The following is a 22,441-nucleotide window of genomic DNA, read 5'->3' on the forward strand; positions in this document are numbered from 1 at the left end:
TTACCAGTGTTTTGTTTGTATTGGGTTATTAAAGGTGTATATAGTGGCTATAGCTTGAATTTTTTGAAATAAAGCCCAAGCTTAAAAGATAAGTACTAACACCAAGAAGGAATGCATTATGGCAGGGCAAGATAGTTTGAACACCCTTAGCTCGTTAAAGGTAGGGGACAAAGAGTTTCATTACTACAGTTTACCGAAAGCCGCTGAAGCATTAGGCGATATCGATAAGTTGCCGGTTTCCCTTAAAGTTCTATTAGAAAATTTGTTGCGTAATGAAGATGGCAGCACCGTGAAGCCTGAAGATTTCAAGGCAATGGTTGCGTGGCTTGAGCGACGAAAATCGGATAAAGAAATTGAATATCGGCCAGCCAGGGTATTGATGCAAGATTTCACTGGTGTTCCTGCGGTAGTAGATTTGGCGGCAATGCGCGATGCGGTTGCTAAAGCTGGCCTTCCTGCCGATAGAATTAACCCGTTATCCGCTGTAGATCTGGTTATTGATCACTCGGTGATGGTAGATAAATTTGCTACCCCGGAAGCGTTTGAAGAAAACGTGAAGATAGAAATGGTGCGCAACAAAGAGCGCTATGAGTTTTTACGTTGGGGGCAAAAGGCCTTTAATAACTTCCGCGTAGTGCCGCCGGGTACCGGTATTTGCCATCAGGTAAACTTAGAGTATTTAGCAAAAGTTGTGTGGTCGAGTGAAGAAGATGGCAAAACCTTTGCGTATCCAGATACGCTGGTAGGTACTGATTCTCATACCACAATGATCAATGGCCTCGGCGTTCTCGGTTGGGGCGTAGGTGGTATTGAAGCGGAAGCGGCCATGTTGGGCCAGCCTATTTCGATGCTAATTCCAGAAGTAGTTGGGTTCCGCCTCGAGGGCGCACTGCCAGAGGGCGTTACCGCTACCGATTTAGTGCTTACGGTTACCCAAATGCTGCGGAAAAAAGGCGTAGTTGGTAAGTTTGTAGAGTTTTATGGCTCTGGTTTGGCGAGTTTGCCGCTGGCTGACCGTGCAACTATTGCCAACATGGCGCCGGAATATGGTGCTACCTGTGGCTTCTTCCCGGTTGATGAAGAAACACTTACCTACCTTGAATTATCTGGCCGCGATCAAGAAACCATAGATTTGGTTGAAGCATATTCAAAAGCGCAAGGTATGTGGCGTGATGATAAGAACGAGCCGGTATTTACCGATACGCTTTCCCTTGATATGGGCACTGTTGAACCTTCATTAGCGGGGCCAACGCGGCCACAGGATAAGGTTTCACTAAGCCAATTGAGCGAGAGCTTTAACTTATTATTGGAATCAATAAAGGTAGCGGAAGACCCAGAAATGGGCGGTAAAGAATCGCTTAGCCGCGCTGATTTAAGCACCGATACCACCGTTCCGATAGAAGGAACCGAGCACAAGCTTAGCCACGGTGATGTGGTGATTGCGGCTATTACTTCGTGTACCAATACATCGAACCCAAGCGTAATGATGGCGGCGGGTTTGGTTGCCAAAAAAGCGATTGAGCGGGGCTTGCAACGTAAACCTTGGGTTAAATCATCGTTAGCGCCGGGTTCGAAAGTAGTTACTGATTATTTGGAAGCTGCTGGGCTTGATACCTATCTCGATAAGCTTGGTTTTGATCTTGTAGGCTATGGTTGTACTACTTGTATTGGTAACTCTGGGCCATTGCCAGATGATGTTGCCACCGCTATTGATAAAGGCGATTTAGTGGTTTCTTCGGTGCTTTCGGGCAACCGCAACTTCGAAGGCCGCATTCACCCGCAAGTGAAAGCCAACTGGTTAGCATCGCCACCCTTAGTGGTAGCCTTTGCGCTAGCGGGCAGCACCCGAATGGATTTAAATAAAGATGCGTTGGGTAATGATAAAGATGGCAACCCAGTTTATCTGAAAGATATTTGGCCAACTACTGCCGAAATTAAAACCGAGGTAGCGAAGGTTGTGAGTGGTATGTTCCGCAAGCAGTATGCGCAGGTGTTCGATGGTGATGAGCATTGGCAGGCATTGGAAATTCCAGATAGCCTTACCTACGAGTGGAAAGAAGAATCTACCTATGTGGCGAACCCTCCGTTCTTTATCGGCATTGATAAGCCGGCGGAAGAGCCGAAAGATATTGATTCGGCGCGGGTTTTAGCGTTGTTTGGCGATACCATTACTACCGATCATATTTCTCCAGCAGGGGCAATTAAGCCAGATTCACCCGCTGGTAAATATTTGCAAGAGCAGGGTGTTGCTGTAGAAGATTTTAACTCTTATGGCTCACGCCGTGGTAACCATGAAGTGATGATGCGCGGTACTTTTGCCAACATTCGCATTAAAAACTTAATGGTTAAAGGTTCGGAAGGTGGAGTAACGCGGCACATGCCTTCGGGCGACGAAATGTCGATTTACGATGCCGCAATGCGTTACCAAAACGATAAAACGCCGCTGGTAGTGCTTGCCGGTAAAGAATATGGCACCGGTTCAAGCCGCGATTGGGCTGCGAAAGGGACGCGTTTACTCGGTGTTTCTGCGGTAATTGCTGAGAGTTATGAACGTATTCACCGATCTAACCTAGTGGGTATGGGCGTGTTGCCATTGCAATTTAAGCAAGGCGATAGTGCACAGAACCTAGGCCTAGATGGTAGTGAAACCATATCGCTGAGTGGCTTAAATAAAGATATTAAACCTGGGCAGGAAATTAATGCCGTAGCGAAGAAAGATAACGGTGAAGAAGTGAAATTTACGCTAACGTGCCGTATCGATACACTAAATGAAGTTCATTACTTCTTAAGTGGCGGCATATTGCATTATGTTTTACGCCAGCTAGTAGCTGAGTAATTGCCAATACCGCAAGCATTCAGGCTAGCGTTCCGCTAGGTTAGATAGCAAAAAGCTCGGTGTGTGAAAACACCGAGCTTTTTTATTATTTGAAATCGCGAAAACGAGCGCGGCTTATTTATTCGCGGCCAGAAGCTATCTGCGGCCGGAAAGTTCGGTGCGCCGAATTTCAATAACAACAGCATAATTCGGGTGATCAAAATAGTGAGTTTCGTGCGAAATAACCCGGCGTAATTGCTTTAAAGGGTATGCCCGCAAAAACTCTAAGCTATCATCACTTTCAGCAATGAAATCTTGTATTTGCTCTTCTGGAGTGCGCACGGTTGGGTTTAATAAGGTTACTTCCCGTAGGCTAAAATCGGTATCGATATGCAAATAGTTACCGATCAAATAAATATCCAATAGCCCATCAAATTGCCAAACATCTTTCGGTGTTCCCGCTGGCTGTTGCATTGGCCGCACCGGTAAATCTTGCTCGGCGTTACGGTAATCAACAAATTGAAATTTTTGGCTATCAATGGCGTTGAACACGTAATCAATGCTCGAAAATACATCTTCTTTACCTTCTTCTTGGGCTGTTCGCGCCAGATGAAGAGTTTGCATTACTTGATCTCGGGCTGAAGATTCTACTGGAAATCCCGCATAGTCAAATTCATTACTGAAGTTTTTACCACCAAACAGGCGAATTTTACGGCCTACATTCTGATTGAAAACCGGTTGTCGCCAAGCTGTATGTAATAGAACTTCCGTATCTGAGCGTTGTTCGAATGCACGGCGTAATCGCTGAAAACGGAAGTTATCAATATGCACAGTAAATGGAGTTTCGGCTTTTAATAATTCCTGGCGCGTTCCTTTCTTTCTTCCGCTCATAATAACTGGCATAGCGTGGGGCATATCAGAATAGATCTCTGTTTGCCCTTGATACCAACTGGCCACTAGAGGCAGATGTGGCAAGCGCCGGCAGAAAAAAGAACTGCTGGAATAACTTTCGTATTCTGCAATTAATACCTGTGGAGTGAGCATGTTTTTTCGTAGTATCGGCACCCAACTTTTTGAACCTGAACACGTTGGTAGCGCATTCACATAACCACGTAAATCAAGACGAATTCTCTCGCTTAGCAGATCTCGGCTTGCAGCAGCATTGAATGGAATTACTTGCCGAGGAAATTGTTCAGGATCCGCATCACTTACTTCTGTGTAACGAAATACCATTACTTCAATTTCGAACCAACGGTAACCGCGATCGGTAATCTCTTCAGCAAACGCTTGGTTGCTCATGCTCGCGAATATGGCAACCATAGCGAAGAAACCGCAGCGGGTTGAAAATTTCATATATGCCTTTCTCCAAAACCTAGCGATTAGCTAATGTCATTAAAATCGACTGTACCAGTTTTATCCGCTCCTGGGTATCAGCAAACGCCTCGCGAACTTTCAACCGTTGCGAGCCTTCCATACCAAACCGCTGCGGGTTGCTTTGCAGCATAGCAATGATAGTTTCTGGCTGCACGGGCGTACGATCAGCAAAATCGATATGCCCACCCATAGGCCCAACCTCAATCTTACGAATCCCTAGCGGATCGGCCATTAATCGAATTTGACCGATTCGGAACAAGTTTTTCGCTGCATCAGGTAGCAGGCCGAAGCGATCGATAAGCTCAATTTGCAGTTCATCGAGTTCACGCTCAGAATCAGCGCCTGCGATGCGTTTATACATAGATAAACGAATATTCACATCACCAATATAATCATTCGGCAACAATGCTGGAATGCGTAAATCAACTTCTGTGCGATGTTTAAGCAGTTGATCAAGAGAAGGCTCTTTGCCTTCACGCAAAGCTTGAACGGCTTCATCTAGCATATCCATGTAGAGGCTGAAACCGATACTTTCAATTTGCCCGCTCTGATCATCGCCAAGCAATTCACCGGCGCCACGAATTTCTAAATCATGAGTAGCTAATACAAAGCCTGCACCAAGATCTTCTAATTGGCTAATGGCTTCAAGCCGCTTTACGGCATCTTTAGTCATGCGCCGAGGGTTGGGGGTAAGCAGGTATGCGTATGCTTGGTGATGGGAACGTCCGACACGGCCACGAAGTTGATGCAACTGAGCCAAACCAAGATTATCGGCGCGATCCATAATAATAGTATTAGCACTGGGAACATCGATACCCGTTTCAATAATAGTAGTACACACCAGTACGTTAAAACGCTGGTGGTAGAAATCGGACATTATAGCTTCTAGTTCGCGTTCGCCCATTTGCCCATGAGCGGTTTGAATACGCGCTTCTGGAACTAGTTCTCGCAGGTTTTCAGCGGTGCGTTCGATGGTTTCTACATTATTGTGCAGAAAATAAACTTGGCCTCCGCGTAGAATTTCCCGAAGCAAGGCTTCACGCACTGTGGCCTTATCGTATTCGCGCACGAAGGTTTTCACCGCTAAACGGCGAGCAGGCGGTGTGGCAATGATAGAAAGATCACGAATATTATTCATGGCCATATTCAAGGTGCGCGGAATAGGCGTGGCTGTAAGCGTGAGAATATCCACATCAGAGCGTAAACGCTTAATTTGTTCTTTTTGCCGCACGCCAAAACGATGCTCTTCGTCTACCACTAACAAGCCAAGATCATTAAATTTAATATCCGGTTGCAGTAATTTGTGGGTACCAATAACGATATCAACTTTACCGGCTTCAAGATCAGCGAGCGCTTTGCTGGTTTGCTTCCCGGTTCGAAACCGTGATAGTAGCTCAATGCTCACTGGCCATTCGGCGAAGCGATCGCGAAAGTTATCATAGTGTTGCTGCGCAAGCAGAGTAGTGGGCACGAGCACCGCTACTTGCTTGCCATCGTTAACGGCAGTAAATGCAGCGCGCATGGCCACTTCAGTTTTACCAAAGCCAACATCACCGCATACTAAGCGGTCCATGGCTCTCGGTTTACGCATATCGCTGAGAACAGCGTTAATGGCCTCGAGTTGATCATCGGTTTCATTGAATGGAAACCCAGCCGCAAAGCGTTCGTGATCTTCTTCACTGATAGTAAACGGATGCCCCGGTTTTGCTTCCCGTTGCGCATATACTTCGAGCAATTCAGCGGCCACATCACGAACCTTTTCGGCGGCACGTTTGCGCGCTTTTTCCCAGCTATCGTTGCCGAGTTTGCTGAGCTTCACTTTATCTTGATCGCCGCCACTGTAACGGCTAATTAAATGTAGCGATGAAACCGGAACGAATAATTTAGTGTTGTTATCATATTCAAGGGTTAGAAACTCAGTTTCAATACCCCCGGCATCGAGGCTAGTAAGGCCTTCGTAACGGCCGATACCATGGTCGATATGCACTACAGGCTGGCCAATCGAGAGTTCTGCTAGGTTTTTAATGAGTGCATCGGCTTGTTGCGCACTGCGTTTATCTTGGCGCTTACGCTGTGGCGGGCGATGGCCGAGTAATTCTGCTTCGGTAATTAGCCATAGGCTTATATCTTGGCTGATTTCTGCAAAAAATGAGTGTTCTAGCGGGCTAATCATGATGCCCAGATCGTATTCACTTTCGATAAAGGCCGAGAACGATTCTACTTCAGTGGGGTGAATATTACCTTTGCCTAAAAGCTGCAACATACTCTCGCGGCGGCCTGCTGATTCTACGCAGAAAAGAACCCGTTCACCTTTCGCCGCTGCCTTTTCCACGTGGGCTTGTACTTTCGCTAATGGCTCTTTTTGTTTACCATCAATCACAATATCGCTTACCGGCCGGGTTTTGAAATCGATCGGGCCGGGAGAACGCTGCCCTTCAATAACACCTAGGCGAATACGCGGATATTGTTTAAAGGCTTGGAATATTTGTTCATCGGCCATAAACAGCTGCATGGGTGGCAGAATTGGCTTTTGCTTATCCCAACGCCTATCTTCATAACGAAAGGTTAAATCGTGCCAAAGTTTACGAAGTTGCCCCTGCAAATCACCGTGGGTGAGCAATAGGGTATCACTGGGCAGATAATCGAATAATGTTGATGTTTCGGTAAAAAATAACGGCGCATAATATTCAATACCTGCCGGCATAATACCTTGAGAAACCTGCTGATAAATCGATTCTTTTGCTGTGAGGGCTTCAAATTGTTCGCGAAATTGGCGGCGAAACAATTCAATACCATCGGGAGTTGTGGGGAATTCACGTGCTGGTAATAGCGCTATTTCATTAATGGGCGCATCGGAACGTTGGGAATCCACATCAAATTGGCGAATGCTATCGATATCATCATCGAAGTAATCAATACGGTAAGGCGCTTCTGTGCCCATTGGGAATAAATCAACGATAGAGCCACGAACGCTGTATTCACCATGTTCCATAACTTGGTTTACATGGCGGTAGCCGGCGCGTTCGAGTTGCATACGCAGCGATTCTAACGAATGTTTTTCACCTGCTTTCAGTAACAAGCTATGGCCGGCAATAAAAGAAGCGGGTGGTAAACGGTGCATCAGTGTGTTCAGTGCAACAATTAAAATGCCATGCTGTTGCTGTGGGAGTTTTGCTAAAACACGAATTCGCTCAGAAACAATATCTTGATGCGGCGAAAAATTATCGTAAGGCAAGGTTTCCCAATCAGGCAAAATCTGAATTTCATCTGCGTATTCGGGTGTATAAAATTTCAGCTCTTGGGCAAAACGATAGGCCGATGGCGTATCGGTAGTAACCAACAGTATTTGCCGAGGTTGCTGTTTAAGTAATTGGCTAACGGCAAGTGCGGTGCTGCTTCCGGAAAGATGGCGCCAGGTTAATTCTTTACCGGCTTGCTCTGGAAAAGGTGGTTGAAGTAGCGAAATTTGGCTCATGAATACAGAATTCCCGCGCACTTGCGCACTGGTGTACTAAAACAAAAAAGGCGAATGCATAAAACACTCGCGCTATTATACCTGAAGCGAAGCCGCTCGGGCAGGTTGTACCGAAAGCCGGTTCACATTATCCTTGCGATATCACAGTTTTTTTACGGATGAACACCAATTCATGATCAAATTGCCGGTTTCGGTATTTCTCGCATTGCGCTACAGCCGTTCTCGCTCGCGCTCTTCGTTCACGCGCTTTATAAGCCATTTTGTAATGGCCGGCATTATGCTGGGTGTAATGGCATTGATCATTGTTACTTCAGTTATGAATGGTTTTGAAAATGAATTGAAAACCCGCATTCTTGGTGTAGTGCCACAAGTAACGATTACGCCAAAAAATGGCGAAGCAATGGCAAACTGGCAACAACAGCGCGAAGCATGGCAGTGGCCGCGTGGCGTGCATCATGTAAGCCCCTATGTGCAATCGGAAGGTTTGGTGCAAGGCCACAGCTACATGCAAGCGGTTATGCTGCAAGGTATCTACCCAGAATCTGAACCTGCCGATAGCATTTTGAATCAACATATTTTAGTAGGTAGCTTAAGTTCCCTTCGTTCAGGCGAGTACCGGGTGTTCTTAGGTAGGCCGTTGGCGCGGCAACTTGATGTGCAAGTAGGAGATAGAGTTCGTATTACTTCCGCGAAAGGGCAGCAGTATACCCCACTTGGGGTTATGCCTTCGCAGCGCCAATTCAGCGTTGCCGGCACTTTTGAAGTGGGGGCCGATGTTGATTCGCAAATGGTAATTTTGCACGGCGATGATGCCGCGCGCCTATTTCGTTACCCAGTTTCGCATGTAACCGGGCTAAGGCTGTGGCTTGATGATGCATTCGCCGCGGGGGGCATTACCGAAAGCTTGCAGCAACAGCTTTTAGCTGGTGAAAGTAAAAGCGATTTTGTTATCGATAATTGGCAACAGCGATTTGGCCAGTTGTTCGCGGCAGTTCGTATGGAAAAAGGCATGATGATGATCATGTTAGGTTTGATTGTTGCCGTAGCTGCCTTTAATGCGGTTTCGGCACTGGTGATGCTTATTCAAGATAAACGTGGCGATATTGCGGTGCTGCAAACCCTGGGGCTCTCGCGGCGGCGGCTTTACCAAACATTGCTCCTGCAAGGAATGTATAGCGGGGTGGTGGGAAGCTTGCTTGGTTTGTTACTTGGCGTGGTGATTAGTTTCAGTTTAAATGGTGTGTTGAACATTGTGGGTGTGGATATATTTAGCCAAGGTATGACATTACCGATCGTGATGAATGGTTGGCAAATTTTCCAAATCTTGTGCGCTGCCATTGTACTTACATTTCTAGCAACACTTTACCCTGCGTGGCGAGCCGCGCGTATGCAACCAGCAGAGATTCTTCGTTATGAATAATAAACCACAAGCGATAGTTCATGTGCGCGGCTTAGAGAAAAGTTACGCCGATGGAGAACAGCGGGTTACCGTTTTAGAAAATATCGAACTTGAACTGGGTACCGGTGAACTTTTAGCTATTGTAGGTTCGTCAGGATCGGGGAAAAGCACCTTGTTGCATATTCTCGGTGGTTTAGATAATGCGGATGCCGGAGAGATATCGGTTGCGGGAGTAACCCCAAGTGTATTAAGCGCAAATGAAATCGCCCAATGGCGAAATAAACATGTGGGCTTTATCTATCAATTTCATCATTTATTAAGCGAGTTTACGGCTGTTGAAAATGTAGCTATGCCGCTGTTAATAGCCGGTTGGCCCATGGCTAAAGCACAGGCAAAAGCCGAAGCCCTGCTAAAGCGAGTAGGTTTGGGCCACAGGTTAAGCCACGAGCCCGCTCGGTTATCGGGTGGCGAACGGCAACGTGTTGCCATAGCTCGCGCTTTAGTGAACGATCCGGCCATCGTGTTAGCCGATGAACCTACCGGTAACTTAGATGAGGAAACTGCGGCGGTTATTTACGATTTAATGTTGGATCTGAACCAACAGTTCGGCACCGCGTTTATTGTAGTTACCCACGATACAGAATTGGCGCAGAAGTTACCGCGGCAACTGCATTTGCATTTGGGTAAACTGCAAACTGCCTTCGAGGGTAATGCATGAACCTGCCGTTTTTATTAGCCCGCCGCTTTCGCAAAAGTAGAGAAAAAACGCGTTATTTAAGTTTTATTTCGGCTTCTTCTACCATTGGTATTGGCTTAGCCTGTGCCATTTTAATTATTTTACTTTCGGTGATGAATGGCTTTCAAAAAGCTTTAGAAACTGATTTTCTCTCTATGGTTCCGCATGTGGAATATCAGGCCGCGCAGGGTGGCCTAAAAGATTGGCGAGAAATTGTTGCTGCGGCGGAGCAACACCCCGGTGTAAAAGCGGCCGCACCAGCAATTAAGCTAAGTGCTATGGTGCAGCAGCCGGGCCGTTTTCGTGGTGTTCAATTAAGGGCGATTAACACCGATTTGGAACCTGCAGTTTCTGGTATTACCCGCTATTTACCAGCGGATGAATGGCGAAATTTTGTAGCTAATCCCGATGGTATTTTATTGGGTAAAGGTTTAGCGGATGCATTGCAGTTGGGCCTCGGTGACCGCATCAACTTAATTATTCCGCAGTTGCAACAAGGCAATGCACTGAGTGCACCTCAGCGTATAAATTCTGAAATAGTAGGCATTTTCGCCATGGGCGGAGAGCTTGATTTTCAGCAAGCTTATATTCATTTAGCCACAGGGCAGAGCGCAGCCAAAATTGCTACCGAAGCTGCAAGTGTAAGGTTAGCATTGCACAACGTATACGATGCGCCGCGGATTGCTCGGGAAGTTGCAGGCGATATTACAGACTATGCATTCATTCATGATTGGACCCGCACTGAAGGGCACCTTTACCGTGATATTCAGCTAGTGCGTACAATAATGTATCTGGTGTTGGTGCTGGTTCTTGCGGTAGCCTCGTTTAATATTGTTTCAACATTGATTATGGTGGTTCGGGAAAAACAGGCAAGTATTGCGATATTGCGAACCATGGGCGCAACACCAAAGCTTATTGTGGCAACCTTTGTGTGGCAGGGAAGTTTAAATGGAGTGGTTGGGGCGCTGCTTGGCAGTGCAATAGGCACTGTTGCGGCGGCTTTATTGCCGCAATTGTTAGGCTGGTTTGAACAGATTTTGAATTTCTCGTTGCTGCCGGCAGAGCTCTATTTTATCAGTAGTATTCCCAGCGATGTTTCGGTACGCGATGTGTTTTTGGTGGCGGGGGTAGCGATAGCAACCAGCGTATTAGCTACCTTGTATCCAGCATGGCAGGCAGCAAAACTAACACCTGTACAAGCTTTGCGTGGGCAATAAGCTAATCGTCGCTATCTTTTAGTTTTCTTTGGCGTTCAACAAGCTCTTCTTTAAGTTTTAAAAAGCGTGCTTTACGAAGTTTTAAGCGTTCATTCCAAGCGCTTTGCACTGCTTGCCGCCATATTCTACGCACCAAAAAGTAGGTTATTGCTGAGGCTAGGCTGCCTAATACTAATGAGCCGAGTATCAGTGGCGGTACAATAGTGGAAATGCTGGATTGAAACCAAGCCCAGGAAAGTTCAAAAATGAAAGGCTGTGGTGGCTGATTCAAAAGAAAGCTGCCGAGGCGATAGGAAGCATAAAGCATAGGTGTGAGGGTTAGCGGGTTACTAATCCAAACCATTGCCACCGCTAGCGGTAGATTAACACCAAAGAAGATAGCAGCAGCGGCGGCAAGTAACATTTGAAAGGGAACCGGCAAAAAAGCCATAAATACGCCAACAGCAAACCCACCAGCCGCTGAGCGCCGATTTAAATGCCACAAGTTCGTATTATGGGCTAGTTTACCAAAAGGCTTTAACACGCCATATTCATTCAATTTATGAATATCAGGCATGAACCGCTTTAAAAATTTTCTAGGCATAGTATTTGCTGTATCCGTGACCACCTGACTTCAAGCATGGACGCTGAAATCACACATGAAAACTTACCCCGATGCCTGGTTGCTAGGCTTTATTCCTGCAGCGTTATGTGCTGTATGGCTACAACCGCGCTGGCTTTCCGTAATTACAGGAATAATCGTAGTTGGGGCTATCCTTGCTGCTGCCTTTCCATTGTATTGCTGTTTGAATCAGATTCGAAATTATACAAAAAAATACCGAAGTTATCTGCTTTCAAGGGCAAATATTTTCTATTTTCTAGCCGGGCTATTGTGCGGTATTTGGTGGGCTTTATTCAATGTAAATAGTAAGCATATTGAAAATGTTTACATACAAAGCAAAGCCACGCTTGGCTATTCCTTAATTGAAACTGAACAGCCGGTAGAGTTTGATTTAAAAATCATAGGGATAGCTCAAGATGAAGGTTGGCGCTGGCGCTTTGATGGCGCGGTAAAGGGAATCAAAATTCGGTTGTATTGGTATCAACCTGAGGGCGAATTACCAAAGCCGAACGATATTTGGCGGGTTTCGGCACGAATAAAGCCAATATCAGGGCGTTTAAATGAGGGTGGATATAACTTTCAAGCGCATCTTTTGCGCCAAGGTATTTATTTTACCGGCTCAGTGCAAAGTGCAGAGCGCGTTTATGATTCGAGTGGCGGCGTTCGGTTGCAAGTTTATCAGTTCTTGGCCGAACAACAGCTGTTTTATAAAGATATTATGCTGGCGCTTATGATAGGCGATCGCCAGTGGATTCAGCCGCCGCGCTGGCAATTGCTGCAAGAAACAGGGCTAGCGCACGTAATGGCTATTTCTGGGTTGCATCTTACCCTAGTGTTCGCAACTTCTTGGTGGTTAGGGCGCATTCTAATCGGTTCTGTGATCGCGGCTTTTAGTTGGGTAATGGGTTTAACGGCAGGCCGTATGAACCTTTTACTAAAAAGTTTTACCGAGCGCCCACCACAACCGATTATTGATCGATATGCACTCCTTTTCGCCCTTGCTTTAGCTTTGTTCTATGCCGCGCTGGCTGGGTTTGCAGTATCAACATTGCGGGCATTTTTGCTGGTGTTCATTTTTAGCATTAGCCGCTGGTTTGCTTGGCGCCTGCCGCCACTTCGTTTGTTGCTGAGGTGTATAGGCTTAGTATTAATCCTTGATCCTCTAGCATGGCTTGATGCAGGATTTTGGTTAAGTGTTGGCGCCGTAAGCGCAATTTTCATTTGGCAATGGCGTGGCCCGGCATGGCTACCTGCCGTATCTGCGAATAGCCATGAAGACGGCAAGCGCGAATCGAAGTTGGGGTATTATTTTTCGCAACTGCTATCCCTTGAAATGGTATTAACTCTCGCCTTAGCGCCCTTTGCGGTGTTGTTTTTTCAAGGCTTACCTTGGATAGCTCCGCTCACTAATCTAGTAGTGTTGCCAATCTTTAGCGCACTAATATTACCCTTATGTTTAGTTGTGGTTGCCTTGCTGCTATCGATTCCTTCGAGTTGGGTTCTACACGAGCTGCTGCCGATTTTATTAAGGTTAACCGATATCGTGCTGCACATGGTTTTTTATGCATTAGAGGTTAGCCGACAATTACCTAACCATTGGTGGAGCAGCCTTGATCAACGCTTTGGTTGGCTATTTTTGTTACTACTATTACTTTGGTTTTGGCCAGCTGCTTTTTTACAACGATTAGCGGTAGCACTACTTTGTTTGCCATTTATTCACGTGTTTTTTAAACCGGTTCCAGCCCATAATTTTGCGGTACATGCACTTGATGTAGGGCAAGGCACCGCGATTATTGTGCAGCGAGGTCGCAAGGCTATGATCTTCGATGCCGGGCCGGGCTTTCGATTTGGCAGCAACATTGGTGAAACAACGCTAATACCCTTTTTGAATTACCACCAATTAACGCCCGAGTGGTTGATTATCTCTCATGATCATCAAGATCATACTGGTGGTGTGCAAAGCTTACTTACGCAATGGCCGCAACTTTCTATGCAACGTTCGCGGTTTCATACCGTAGAAGGGGAAAATTGGGGCTGGTTGCCGCAGCAGTTTCCTGAGCAGCATCAAGCTGGCGATAGTTGGCCTTGTGCTTGGGGGCAGCAGTGGTTGTGGCAAGGAGTGCGAATAAAGGCGTTAGCGCCCCTGCCGGGCCCTTCGTTTGGGCCCAATAATGATAGTTGTGTGTTGCAGTTGACGTATAACGGCCAAAGTATTTTGCTTACCGGTGATATTCAACGGCAAACAGAACTGAGAATGGTGGGGCGCTACGGTAATAGTTTACAAAGTGATGTGCTAATACTTCCGCACCATGGCTCTAGAACATCAACACAAGCTGAATTTTTAGCGGCAGTAAACCCGCAAGTGGCTGTGGTAAGCAGGGGCTATCGAAATCACTTCAAAATGCCGCATGCCGATGTTACAAAAAGGCTTGAAAAAGCCCAAGTTCCGCTATTCGACACTGGCCGCTCTGGTCAAATATCCATCATATTCAATGGTGAAGGGGTAAATATTCGTACATTTCGTGAGCAAATAAGGCGCCGATGGTATTCAACGCTGCTGAACGAAGTGGATTACTAGGAAAATGGATAAAATTCCGGTTACAATGCTGGCGTCTTTGTAAATAAATGGATTCCAATGGATTCGCAAATTAATCGCAAAAAGAATTTTCGCAGGCTGCTCTCCTACCTGAAGCCTTATCGGTTACCTTTCGCTGTCGCCATCATCGGTATGCTTGGCTATGCAGGGGTAGATACCTTATTTCTTGCTCATATTAAAACCTTAATTGATCAGGGCTTGGGTGCCAGTAACTCTACAGTGTTGGTTTATGCTGCGATTTTCGTGCCGTTTATTTTTATTCTGCGCGGCGTATTTAATTTTATTTCTACGTACTTTTTGAGTTACGTGGGCTTTCATATTGTAACCACAATGCGGCAGCAGCTCTTCGAGCATTTGATGCGTGTGCCGGTTTCTTATCACGATAAAGTTTCGACCGGCGATCTAATATCAAAAATCACTTACGATTCGCAGCAACTGGCGGAAGCAACAAGCCGTGCGATTCTCACTATGATTCGTGAAGGTGCTTTTGTTATTGGTTTGCTGAGTTTAATGATTTATCACAGCTGGCAGCTTTCGTTGGTGTTCTTTCTAATTGGACCCGTAATTGGCAAGGTTGTATCGGTTGTTTCACGGAAGTTCCGGGAAGTGAGCGGTAAAATTCAAACCGCCATGGGTAATGTTACAACGACTTCTGAACAAATGATTAATGGCCATCAAGTGGTTGTTATGTTTGAAGGCCAGGAGCACGAAGCTAAGCGTTTTCAGGCGGTGAATAACACAACTCGCCAACAGAATATGAAGTTAATCAATATTCGTACTGTGAGCACTTCGGTGATTCAGTTTATTGCATCGCTAAGTTTGGCCGCGGTGTTATTTATCGCCAGTTTTCCTACGATGATTGAGCAGTTAACGCCTGGTGCATTTACTAGTTTGCTGACGGCAATGATTATGCTGCTCCGGCCATTGAAGCAGCTGACCAATGTAAATGCTGATTTTCAACGGGGCTTAGCTGCTGCGGCGAGTATTTTTAAGGTGCTTGATGAAGAGCAAGAGAAAGATACGGGTTCGTTGAAAACTGACCGTGTTCGCGGTGAATTAACCGTTAAGAACCTTACCTTCAAATATGGTGGCGCCGATGCCCCTGCGTTGAATAACGTTAGCTTTACAGTGCCTGCGGGCAATACCATAGCGTTGGTAGGGCGTTCGGGGAGCGGTAAATCTACTATTTCCAACTTACTAACCCGCTTTTACGATTATGAAACCGGCTCGATTGAGTTAGATGGCGTTGATATTCGTGAATATGAATTAAAATCATTGCGCCGACAATTTGCTGTGGTTTCACAAAATGTAACCTTATTCAACGATACTATCGCCAACAACATCGCGTATGGCGGCCGTGGCGAAGTGAGTAAAGAAGATATTCAGCGGGCGATAAAACTGGCGTATGCCGATGAGTTTATCAATGAGCTACCGCAAGGGTTAGATACGATTGTTGGTGAAAACGGCGTAATGCTTTCGGGTGGCCAACGGCAACGAATTGCGATTGCTCGAGCGTTGCTGCGTGATGCGCCATTGTTGATTTTAGATGAAGCCACTTCGGCGCTCGATACTGAATCGGAGCGGCATATTCAAAAAGCTTTGGATAATTTACAACAAGATCGCACATCGTTGGTGATTGCTCATCGGTTATCAACAATTGAAAAAGCAGACGAAATTCTTGTGCTCGACCACGGTAAAATTGTGGAGCGGGGTACCCATGCTGATTTGCTCGATAAAGAAGGTGCGTATGCGCAACTTTACAACATGCAATTTGGTGATTAGATAGAGTTCAAGGATACAACTGAGAATGGGCAGTAAAGTTAAACCTGCGCAAACGTTTACAAAACAACCCGTGAAGAAGAACGCAGAAAAGCAAAGCAAAACTGAACAAAGGCTGGTGCGCTATTGGTATAAACGCCGATTAGTGTTGCCGTTGTGGGTTCTAGTACCCTTTAGCGTGCTTTTTCGTTTTCTAGCAAGTGTGCGGCGTTTGCTGTACTGGTTGAAAATAAAGCGCACATGGCAGGCCCCAGTGCCAATCGTGATTGTTGGTAATGTAACTGTGGGTGGAACGGGTAAAACACCAACCGTATTAGGATTAGTGGCGCTTTTGCAGGAAGCAGGTTATCGGCCGGGAATTATCAGCCGAGGGTATGGTGGTGAAGGCCCGTTTCCGATGTTGGTAAATGCCAGCAGTAATCCAAAAGCATGCGGTGATGAACCTGTGATGCTGGCAAGTTTAAGTGGCGTGCCGGTGGTTGTAGCGCCGAAGCGGCCAGATGCAGCTAAACTGCTTTTGGAGCGGCATGATTGTAATGTGATTATTGCCGATGATGGCTTACAACATTATGCGCTAGGCCGTGATATTGAATTAGCAGTAGTGGATGGTGAGCGTGGTTTAGGCAACGGCTGGCGTTTGCCCGCAGGCCCATTGCGCGAAAGTGCCCGGCGGCTAAGAAAAGTTGATTGGGTGATAGTAAACGGTGCCGAAGCTAGTGAAGTGAAAGCCTACGGTAAGCGGTTACATCTTTCAGCGGCAAAAAGCGTTAAGCATATTGTGGCAATGAAACTAGCACCTAATGGTTGGTTTCGGGTGAGCGACAACAAAGAAATTGACGTTCCAACGGGTGAAAATGTGCTTGCTATCGCCGGCATTGGTAACCCAGAGCGGTTCTTTAATTTGATTATGGAACACGAGATTGATATAGAAGAAACCCGAGTTTTTCCTGATCATTACCAATATCAACCGCAGGATTTTTATGATGTTGGTAACGAAACACCGATTCTTATGACGGAGAAAGATGCGGTTAAATGCGCACACTTTGCTCGCCCGCATTGGTATTATTTACAAGTGGCGGCAAATTTTTCCGCAGATTTTGCTGGTGATTTTTTGCAGCGTGTAGCGGAAATCACAGAAGAAAAAAAGGTAAATGCAGGGAAGGCAGCGAACAAGAATAACGCGAAGTGATTAATCACAGCGAACGATATAGTAATAATACGTAAACAGTTAACGTAAAAAGTAGAGCATTGATACTTAAGGAGTGGCATTGTGAATATTCCTACCAACATGTTGGCAATTTTGGCGTGCCCATCGTGCAAAGGAAAGTTAGTTTGGAATGGCGATAAAACTGAGCTTGTATGCCGTGGCGAACAACTCGCTTATCCGGTGCAGCACGGAATTCCAGCGTTACTTGCGAGCGCGGCTCGCGAACTAACCGTGTCAGAATTGGAGCAGTTAAAATCATGAGCTTTACCGTTGTTATTCCGGCGCGTTACGATTCCACTCGGCTGCCAGGGAAACCGTTAGCTGATATTCATGGAAAACCAATGATCCAGCATGTATACGAGCGCGCATTGAATAGTGGTGCCGCTGAAGTGATTGTAGCTACCGATGATGATCGGATCATGAAAGTGGTAAAAGAGTTCGGTGGCCGAGTAATGCGCACCTCTGTAGAACATCAATCGGGAACTGAGCGTTTAGCTGAGGTTGTTGATCGCTTGGCGCTTTCAGATGAACAAGTAGTGGTGAACGTGCAGGGTGATGAACCGTTCATTCCGCCGGAGATCATTTGCCAAGTTGCAGAAAATCTTGCCAGCCAGCGGCATGCGCCGATGGCCACGTTAGCAGTACCACTTACGGGTTCAGAAGAGCTGTTTAACCCGAATGTGGTTAAGGTAGTTTCTGATGCAAAAAACTATGCGCTGTATTTTAGCCGCGCCGCTATTCCTTGGGATCGTGAACGCTTTAATCAGAATCGTGATCAAGTAGAGCTGTTAGGCAATCTTTATCGCCGCCATATCGGCATTTACGCCTATCGAGCTGGCTTTGTGGCGCGTTATGCTGAGTGGGAACCTAGCCCTCTTGAGCTGGTGGAATCGCTCGAGCAACTGCGCGTGCTTTGGTATGGTGAACGCATTCACGTGGCTGAAGCGATTATTGAACCACCGGGTGGCATTGATACGCCCGAAGATCTTGAACGGGCGCGAGTGAAGTAGGTTTTAACGCTACATCGAGTTTTAAAGCTACATCGAGCCAGTTGAATATCCTAGAACCTGATTTTAGCTTGGTTGCTAACATCAGGTTTTTTTATAGCAAATCAAGTTGGTTCTTCGCCTGATCTTGCTGCGCTTGTTCTTTTTTCTCTTGTGCTGCCTGTTGCTGAAGAAAGGCTTCACGACGCTTTTGCCGGCCGGCGATAAGCTTCAAGATAAGAGAACGCTCTGCTTCCGGTTTGTTGTACCATTGAAAACGCTCATCACGGGAACGCAAGCAACCGCGACAATAACCGCGCGGGCCTGATTCGCAAACACCAATACATGGGTTTGGTAAATCGAACATTTCGATTTGGTTTGCGCTCATGATGTTAGCTTTCCTTGATTTAGTGCTGTAGTTTTTGCCTGTTCATGGGCTAGCAAAAACTGCTCGCGATATATCTGCGGTGAGCAGCCACTGATCTTTTTAAACAATCGCGAAAAATAATACGGGTCATCAAAGCCAAATGCTAGTGCTACCTGGCGTACACTTGCATTCGTTTGCTCGAGCATTCGCCGGGCGGCCGCAATTTTCATTTCATTAAAATAGCGTAATGGCGGAACGCCGGTAAGTTCTCGAAACTTTTTGCTGAAATAATAGCGTGATAGCCCAGAGAATTCGGCAAAATCATTTAATTCTAGGCTTCGATGGCTATTATCACGCATAAATCTATCGAGCGCTGTTAGGCTGAATCCTGTTTCTATTTTATCGGGATCGCGAACTAACAGAGGAAGTTGAATCAGTAGCTTGCGTAGAATAGAAGTTGCCAGCATTGCGCGCTCGAACGTAAGCCGCTGGTGTTGAAGATTAAGCAGATCAGTGACATCGGGTAACAGCGATTGCCATCTACGCAAAGTAATCACCGGCGCTTGCGTGTGGTTTGCCTTAATCCCAATATAATCCATGAATTCTTCTGCTTGAGAACCGGCAAAATGAGCCCAATAGATACTCCATGGGTTTTCCGGATCGCTGTGATAGCTATGGGCTATATCCTGGCGCAGGAATAATACTTGCCCGGCGTTAATCGTTCCTTGATAGCTATCAGTGCGAAAGAAGCCTCGGCCGGCATGGCAGAATATCAGCAAATGATCGGTGTGAGCGGTTCGCCTAACTCTATGATCGCGCGCTTCTAGGTAATGGCCATAAGCCACAGGGAAAAGCCCTTCGCTCAAGGGGTGTTGAGCAAGCTGCTGGTTCACCGCATGGGGAATGATTAGCCGTGAACTGCCGGCGGGTAGGGGCCAATCTGAAGGTTGACTCATAGAACAGTGTGCTCATCGTAAATAGCAAGATAATCCATTATAGCGCCAATTTTATCGATTCTAAAGTTAAGCTTATTTTGTTCTAATGCAGCACAAGTAAAAAATGCCAACGTAACCATGCTTCATAACCATGCTTGATAACCATGCCTTATGTAACAATGTGCACAACCACTGGCGGTGTATTTACGTATACGCTTTCCGTATACCTAATGCACCCGCTCTGAGAGGAAAATAATGAGTATTAAACGAGTTAAATTATTTATTGGCGGCGAGTTTGTAGAATCAGAAACTACGCAATATATTCCAGTTACTAATCCAGCTACCCAAGAAGTGATTGCTGAAGCTCCTTGTGCAACTCCTGCCGAAGTTGAGCGCGCAATTGCTAGTGCTAAAGAAGCCTTTAAAACTTGGCGCGAAGTGCCAGTATCAGAGCGTGCTCGGGTAATGATGCGTTACCAAGCGCTACTGAAAGAACATCACGATGAACTAGGCGAAATTCTGGCGAAAGAAACGGGCAAAACCTTTGAAGATGCCAAAGGCGATGTTTGGCGCGGTATTGAAGTTGTTGAACAAGCAGCCAATATTCCTTCATTGATGATGGGCGAAACAGCTGAAAACGTAGCGCGTGGCATTGATACTTACAGCTATGTTCAACCTTTGGGTGTGTGTGCGGGTATTACGCCGTTTAACTTCCCAGCTATGATTCCATTGTGGATGTTCCCGATGGCCATTGCGTGTGGTAACACGTTCATTTTGAAGCCTTCTGAGCAAGATCCGTTAACGCCAACGCGTTTAGTAGAGTTGTTTGAGCAGGCCGGCGCACCAAAAGGCGTGTTGCAGGTAATTCATGGTGGCAAAGAGCAGGTTGATATTCTGCTTCGCGATCCAGAAGTAAAAGCACTTTCGTTTGTAGGCTCAGTGCCAGTTGCAGAATATATTTACCGCACCGGTACCGAGCACCTTAAGCGCGTGCAAGCTTTTGCCGGCGCCAAGAACCACAGCGTAATCATGCCTGATTCGAACAAGCAAACGGTTATTAATAACTTAGTTGGTGCTTCAGTGGGTGCTGCGGGCCAGCGTTGTATGGCGATTTCAGTTGCTGTATTCGTGGGCAAATCAAAAGAATGGATTCCAGAACTAGCTGAGCAACTTTCGAAAGTTCAGCCAGGCGCTTGGGATAATAAAGATGCGGCTTATGGCCCACTTATTAGCCCGCAAGCCAAGCAACGTGTTGTTTCCATGATTGCACAAGGTAAAAAAGAAGGCGCGGAATGTTTGGTTGATGGCACTAACTGTGTTGTTGAAGGTTACCCTGACGGTAACTGGGTTGGCCCAACATTCTTCAGCAAAGTAACCGCTGATATGAAAATTTACCAAGAAGAAATTTTTGGTCCAGTTTTGTGTGCAGTAGAAGTAGATACTTTAGAAGAAGCGATAGCCTTGGTTAACGCCAACCCATTCGGTAACGGTACCTCAATCTTTACTGCCAATGGTGCATCGGCGCGTAAATACCAACATGAAGTGGAAGTAGGGCAAGTAGGGATTAACATTCCAATCCCTGTGCCACTGCCTTTCTTCTCGTTTACAGGTTGGAAAAACTCATTCTTTGGTGATTTGCATGCTTACGGTAAGCAAGCAATTCGTTTCTATTCGGAAACTAAAACCATTACTGCCCGTTGGCCAGAAAGCGAAATTGATAATGGCCCTAATATGACCATTAAATTGCAGTAATTCGGGAGATATTGTTGTGAATTTTAATCTAACCGACGATCAACAAGCATTCGTAGATACGGCGCGTGCTTTTGCGGAAAAAGAAATGGCACCATTTGCAGCAAAGTGGGATGCCGAACATTATTTTCCTATCGAAGTATTCCGGAAAGCTGGCGAAATGGGCTTTATGGGCATGTATACCCCAGAAAAAGCCGGTGGCTTCGGCATGTCGCGTCTTGATTCTGCGCTTATCTTCGAACAACTGGCTATGGGTTGCACCGCTACAACTGCGATGATGACCATTCATAACATGGTGAGTTGGATGATTGGTGAATTTGCGAAGCCAGAAATTGCTGAAGAATTCTGCAGCGGTTTAGTTACCGGTGAAAAGCTAGGTTCCTACTGCTTAACAGAACCGGGTTCTGGTTCTGATGCGGCTAATTTGCGTACTTCAGCCAAGAAAGATGGCGATGAATATGTATTAAACGGCTCGAAAATGTTCATTTCGGGTGCCGGCGCTACTGATGTATTGGTGGTTATGGCTCGTACCGGTGGTGAAGGCGCAAAAGGTATATCTGCGTTTGTTGTCCCTGCTGATGCGAAAGGCATTCATTATGGTAAAGCGGAAGAGAAAATGGGCTGGAACGCGCAGCCAACTCGCCTAGTTACCTTTGAAGATGTGCGTATTCCGGCGGATTACTTGCTTGGCGAAGAAGGCGAAGGCTTTAAATTTGCCATGATGGGCCTTGATGGCGGCCGCATTAATATTGCGGTTTGTTCTGTAGGCACTGCGCAGGCAGCGTTGAATACTGCCCGTGATTATATGCACGAGCGCAGCCAGTTTGGTAAGCCGTTGGCTACCTTCCAAGCTATGCAGTTTAAGTTGGCCGATATGGCTACTGAGCTTGTAGCTGCACGGCAAATGGTGCGATTAGCGGCGTTTAAGGTTGATGAAAACGATAGCGATAAAACCACTTACTGTGCAATGGCGAAGCGATTTGCCACCGATATCGGTTTCCAAGTGTGTAACGAAGCGCTGCAAATTCATGGTGGTTACGGTTACATTAAAGAATACCCACTAGAACGCCATGTTCGCGATGTTCGTGTACATCAAATTCTAGAAGGCACTAATGAAATTATGCGTTTGATTATTGCCCGCCGTATTTTAGCGGAAGGTTCTGCGGAACTGCTGTAGTTCGCATTTGCAGGCAAAGGAGAAAGCA

At 46.3% G+C, this 22,441-nt stretch carries 16 protein-coding genes; 11 read left to right on the forward strand and 5 right to left on the reverse strand.

Annotated features, from left to right (window positions below):
• The first annotated feature begins 118 nt into the window (after positions 1-118).
• Entirely contained in the window at positions 119-2,836 is a 2,718-nt protein-coding gene (gene acnA, locus A28LD_RS03250) for an aconitate hydratase AcnA (RefSeq protein WP_007419635.1), read from the forward strand.
• Positions 2,837-2,971: 135 nt separating this feature from the next.
• Here acnA and A28LD_RS03255 read toward each other — a convergent pair whose 3' ends face one another.
• Both A28LD_RS03255 and mfd read right to left on the reverse strand, forming a co-directional pair.
• Entirely contained in the window at positions 2,972-4,168 is a 1,197-nt protein-coding gene (locus A28LD_RS03255; protein ID WP_007419636.1) for a DUF2803 domain-containing protein, read from the reverse strand.
• A gap of 19 nt (positions 4,169-4,187) precedes the next feature.
• Positions 4,188-7,664: a transcription-repair coupling factor gene (mfd, locus tag A28LD_RS03260; protein ID WP_007419637.1), complete on the reverse strand. Its 3,477-nt coding sequence runs from the start codon at positions 7,662-7,664 to the stop codon at positions 4,188-4,190.
• Positions 7,665-7,836: 172 nt separating this feature from the next.
• Here mfd and A28LD_RS03265 point away from each other — a divergent pair, with 172 nt between their 5' ends.
• The 3 genes from A28LD_RS03265 to A28LD_RS03275 are packed head-to-tail and all read left to right on the forward strand — an operon-like array spanning position 7,837 to position 11,016.
• A complete protein-coding gene (locus tag A28LD_RS03265) occupies positions 7,837-9,084 on the forward strand; it encodes a lipoprotein-releasing ABC transporter permease subunit (protein WP_007419638.1) in 1,248 nt (415 codons plus the stop codon).
• On the forward strand, positions 9,077-9,781 hold the full coding sequence (gene lolD, locus A28LD_RS03270; RefSeq protein WP_007419639.1) for a lipoprotein-releasing ABC transporter ATP-binding protein LolD: 705 nt from the start codon (positions 9,077-9,079) through the stop codon (positions 9,779-9,781). The genes A28LD_RS03265 and lolD overlap by 8 nt, the downstream gene beginning before the upstream one ends.
• On the forward strand, positions 9,778-11,016 hold the full coding sequence (locus tag A28LD_RS03275) for a lipoprotein-releasing ABC transporter permease subunit (protein WP_007419640.1): 1,239 nt from the start codon (positions 9,778-9,780) through the stop codon (positions 11,014-11,016). Before lolD ends, A28LD_RS03275 begins: the two co-directional genes overlap by 4 nt.
• Before the next feature lies 1 nt (position 11,017).
• Here A28LD_RS03275 and A28LD_RS03280 read toward each other — a convergent pair whose 3' ends face one another.
• Positions 11,018-11,572: a DUF2062 domain-containing protein gene (locus A28LD_RS03280; RefSeq protein ID WP_007419641.1), complete on the reverse strand. Its 555-nt coding sequence runs from the start codon at positions 11,570-11,572 to the stop codon at positions 11,018-11,020.
• A gap of 82 nt (positions 11,573-11,654) precedes the next feature.
• On the opposite strand from A28LD_RS03280, the gene A28LD_RS03285 reads away from it, so the two are divergent.
• The 5 genes from A28LD_RS03285 (at position 11,655) to kdsB (ending at position 18,209) form a co-directional block, all read left to right on the forward strand.
• Positions 11,655-14,195, forward strand: a complete 2,541-nt coding sequence (locus A28LD_RS03285; RefSeq protein ID WP_007419642.1) for a DNA internalization-related competence protein ComEC/Rec2 — start codon at positions 11,655-11,657, stop codon at positions 14,193-14,195.
• Between the two features lie 57 nt (positions 14,196-14,252).
• Positions 14,253-15,995, forward strand: a complete 1,743-nt coding sequence (msbA, locus tag A28LD_RS03290; RefSeq protein ID WP_007419643.1) for a lipid A export permease/ATP-binding protein MsbA — start codon at positions 14,253-14,255, stop codon at positions 15,993-15,995.
• Between the two features lie 25 nt (positions 15,996-16,020).
• A complete protein-coding gene (lpxK, locus tag A28LD_RS03295) occupies positions 16,021-17,181 on the forward strand; it encodes a tetraacyldisaccharide 4'-kinase (RefSeq protein ID WP_007419644.1) in 1,161 nt (386 codons plus the stop codon).
• Positions 17,182-17,280: 99 nt separating this feature from the next.
• The gene (locus tag A28LD_RS03300; RefSeq protein ID WP_040486982.1) at positions 17,281-17,460 is read left to right on the forward strand and encodes a Trm112 family protein; all 180 of its coding nucleotides are present in this window, start codon (positions 17,281-17,283) and stop codon (positions 17,458-17,460) included.
• On the forward strand, positions 17,457-18,209 hold the full coding sequence (gene kdsB, locus A28LD_RS03305) for a 3-deoxy-manno-octulosonate cytidylyltransferase (RefSeq protein ID WP_007419646.1): 753 nt from the start codon (positions 17,457-17,459) through the stop codon (positions 18,207-18,209). The genes A28LD_RS03300 and kdsB overlap by 4 nt, the downstream gene beginning before the upstream one ends.
• 91 nt (positions 18,210-18,300) lie before the next feature.
• Here kdsB and A28LD_RS03310 read toward each other — a convergent pair whose 3' ends face one another.
• Together A28LD_RS03310 and A28LD_RS03315 are read right to left on the reverse strand one after the other, a co-directional pair.
• Positions 18,301-18,573, reverse strand: coding sequence for a DUF1289 domain-containing protein (locus A28LD_RS03310; protein WP_007419647.1), 273 nt, complete (start codon positions 18,571-18,573; stop codon positions 18,301-18,303).
• Positions 18,570-19,508, reverse strand: coding sequence for a helix-turn-helix transcriptional regulator (locus tag A28LD_RS03315; protein WP_007419648.1), 939 nt, complete (start codon positions 19,506-19,508; stop codon positions 18,570-18,572). Before A28LD_RS03315 ends, A28LD_RS03310 begins: the two co-directional genes overlap by 4 nt.
• 234 nt (positions 19,509-19,742) lie before the next feature.
• Between A28LD_RS03315 and A28LD_RS03320 the strand changes: the two genes are divergently transcribed.
• On the forward strand, positions 19,743-21,239 hold the full coding sequence (locus A28LD_RS03320; RefSeq protein WP_007419649.1) for a CoA-acylating methylmalonate-semialdehyde dehydrogenase: 1,497 nt from the start codon (positions 19,743-19,745) through the stop codon (positions 21,237-21,239).
• 16 nt (positions 21,240-21,255) lie between these two features.
• Positions 21,256-22,413 carry an acyl-CoA dehydrogenase family protein gene (locus A28LD_RS03325; protein WP_007419650.1) on the forward strand — a complete coding sequence of 386 codons (1,158 nt, stop codon included), beginning with the start codon at positions 21,256-21,258 and terminating at the stop codon, positions 22,411-22,413.
• Positions 22,414-22,441 lie beyond the last annotated feature (28 nt).

The organism is Idiomarina sp. A28L (genome assembly GCF_000218785.1).
Lineage (GTDB): Bacteria > Pseudomonadota > Gammaproteobacteria > Enterobacterales > Alteromonadaceae > Aliidiomarina.